The sequence below is a fragment of the Acidimicrobiales bacterium genome, from assembly GCA_035533095.1.
In the GTDB taxonomy this organism is placed as follows: domain Bacteria; phylum Actinomycetota; class Acidimicrobiia; order Acidimicrobiales; family Palsa-688; genus DATLUM01.
Genome location: DATLUM010000101.1, coordinates 1 through 2,459 on the forward strand (window position 1 = coordinate 1; position 2,459 = coordinate 2,459).

The following is a 2,459-nucleotide window of genomic DNA, read 5'->3' on the forward strand; positions in this document are numbered from 1 at the left end:
CACATCATCGCCCCGGTCATGTGGCCACCCCGCAACTGTTGGCGCATCCAGTCGGTCATGGCCGTACACCAGCCGCCGGCGGGGGCGCCCCCTAAGGAGGGCGCGTAGGTGCCGGTCCACTGCTGGCAGGCGTGCTGCGTCGAGGTCAACTGCTGCGCTCCGGCCGAGCTGCCGCCCGCGGTCACAACAATGCCGATGGTGACGGCGGCGAGAACCGCAGCCGCGAGGCCAGCCATGAGCCAAATTGCGCGGCGCCGACTTGCCGTCGACGTCGGCGCTGGCGGACCCGCGACGTCCTCGACCGTAGCGGTCATGGCGACAGCATGGGCCAGCCGCTGCGACCCGAACAGGGCGGAAGGTCCCTAGGCGGCACGGCCGCACCTGTGCGCACCACCCCCGTCGTGTGCGACTCGCTTGCGGGCTCTCGAACCACATGGCTCAGAGAAGGACGCGGGCTAGCCCGGCAGCGTCGGTGGCGGTGGGTGCAGTCGGTGGTTGTTGGGTGGCCTCTGCCATGTCGGGGCTCCTCGCCGTTCTGGTTAGAGGGTGAGGGCCTTCCGTGGCTACCGCGTCGGGAAGTACCCGCGGCTCTGACCTCAACACGTCAAGGTCGCGGTTCCAGGACAACGACGGCGGTCTCGGTGGAGCGGCGTGCTGCGTAGACGTCCAGGTGCTTGTCGATCTGTTGCCACCGTGACCACAGCCGTTCCCGTTCCTCGCCGCGGGCGGCCCGGCTGGTGACCAGACGCGGCCCGTCGGCAAGGTCGACCCGAGCGTCGGGGTGGGCCTGCAGGTTCAGCCACCATCCCGGCTCGCCCTCGCCCCAGCCATTCATGGCCATCGTGACGAGGTTCGCTCCATCCTCGAAGTAGCCGACCATGACGCTGCGTTTGAGGCCGGTCCGCCGCCCGACCGTGCTGAGACGCAGGGCGCCCCAACCGTTGGGCTTCGGCCGCCACAGACCCAGACGGCCGCCCGTGAGACGGTACAGCCGGCGATGGGCGAACCAGAAGCGCCGAATGAACCAGCGCGGAGGAAGTCGTGGCTTGCCCTTCGGTTCGGACGTCTGCGCTCCTCGTGACCAACCGTCACCCTGCGAGCGCTGGCCTTCTGATCGAGGACTGTCGCGTGACGTGTCTTTCGGGGTCATGACTTCTCCTTCGTCGTGCAAGGTCGTGATCTCGAGCTCCGGCTAGGGTCGGGTGAACAACGCGAGTACGCACACTCCGCTCGGAACTCTCCCACTCGCCGGCTGATCACGATCTCGCCTTCGCTGGGGAGGATGCAGGGGTGTGCGGTGTTGGTCATGGTCTCAGGCTGAACGGCGGGTACTGGTCGGTCAGCAACCCGACGTAGGCTTGAACCCGCAGACCGTAGCGATACACGCCCACAAGGAAGTCGCGGGCGCCTTGCGGGTACTCGCCGCTGAACACGACCGCGAAGAACCCGCCAATAAGCGCGAGCACCCCGGCGACGGCGAGCGCGGCGAGCACGAAGTAGTGCGGGATTGCCAGGAACCACTTGTAGAGCGGCTTCCACCGGTCGAGATGCTCGGGGTAGGCAAGGCTCAGCGCGGTGTGCGGCTCGACGCCGTCATCCGCGGCGGCGGGCTGGAAGTCGAACGGCGGGTAGTCCTCGTGGAGGAACAAGGCGTAGCTCATCGCCCGCCACTCGTAGCGATACGTCATGGCGATCATGTCGAATAGTGGGCGGGGGATCTGCTCGGTAAACAGCACTGTCACCAAGCTGATCAGGGTCAGCACGCAGCGGAGCGAGCTGAGGGCGTCGGCAACCATGAGGTGAGGAATGGCCAACAACCACTGGACCAGCGGACGCCAACGGGTGATGTGGCGATCAGCGTCAAACTCCAGCTGCGCGGGATATGGGCTGGACATGGACACAGGTCGACCTCCTTGGTCTCGACGCGACCAGAAGTCGAGTCCGGCGCGCCAGACGTCATCCCATTAGACGTCAGCGGACGGTCGCGTCGGTAGAGTCGACAGTCCCGGATCCGTGCCAGAACCTCGCCGGAGTCCGAAGTCTCGGACGGCGCCAGCGGGGCTCCTCGCCTCTACCGGAGGATGCTGTCGGGGCGCATCCTGGCGGGTGGAGGTCGACAACGGGCCGCACCCTCAGGTGGACCGTCGGGATGACGGGATTCGGGCTGATCATCGCGGTGTGCGTTTACACGGCGACCGACAGCATCGGGCGGGCGCTGGTCGGGCTGTTGATCGCAGGCGTTGTCGGCAACATGCTCCCCGGTCCGGTAGCCAGGAATCGGAGGCTCTGATCCGGGCGTGCGGCCGCCTCGGCACCACCTCAGGCTCCAAGTCCGCCGGAAGGGCCCGAACGCGCCACGGGAGCGGGGATCCAGGATCGAGCCTGGTGTAGCCGGCGGCGAACCGGTCGCTCCGCGCCGCAAAGCCATCCACACCGCAGGATCCAGCTATCCCCGGGAA

General features: G+C 67.3%; 4 protein-coding genes. 1 reads left to right on the forward strand and 3 read right to left on the reverse strand.

Annotated features, from left to right (window positions below; translation table 11 throughout):
• The 3 genes from VNF71_12770 to VNF71_12780 all read right to left on the reverse strand — a co-directional run.
• Positions 1-314, reverse strand: a 314-nt coding sequence (locus VNF71_12770) for a hypothetical protein (protein ID HVA75424.1), incomplete at its 3' end; no start/stop codon positions are given.
• 290 nt (positions 315-604) lie between these two features.
• A complete protein-coding gene (locus tag VNF71_12775) occupies positions 605-1,150 on the reverse strand; it encodes a nitroreductase/quinone reductase family protein (GenBank protein HVA75425.1) in 546 nt (181 codons plus the stop codon).
• A 154-nt stretch (positions 1,151-1,304) separates the two neighbouring features.
• Positions 1,305-1,895 (reverse strand): DUF4389 domain-containing protein, encoded by a 591-nt coding sequence (locus VNF71_12780; protein HVA75426.1) that lies wholly within the window; start codon positions 1,893-1,895, stop codon positions 1,305-1,307.
• A 254-nt stretch (positions 1,896-2,149) separates the two neighbouring features.
• Between VNF71_12780 and VNF71_12785 the strand changes: the two genes are divergently transcribed.
• On the forward strand, positions 2,150-2,290 hold the full coding sequence (locus tag VNF71_12785; protein HVA75427.1) for a hypothetical protein: 141 nt from the start codon (positions 2,150-2,152) through the stop codon (positions 2,288-2,290).
• Positions 2,291-2,459: the final 169 nt, after the last annotated feature.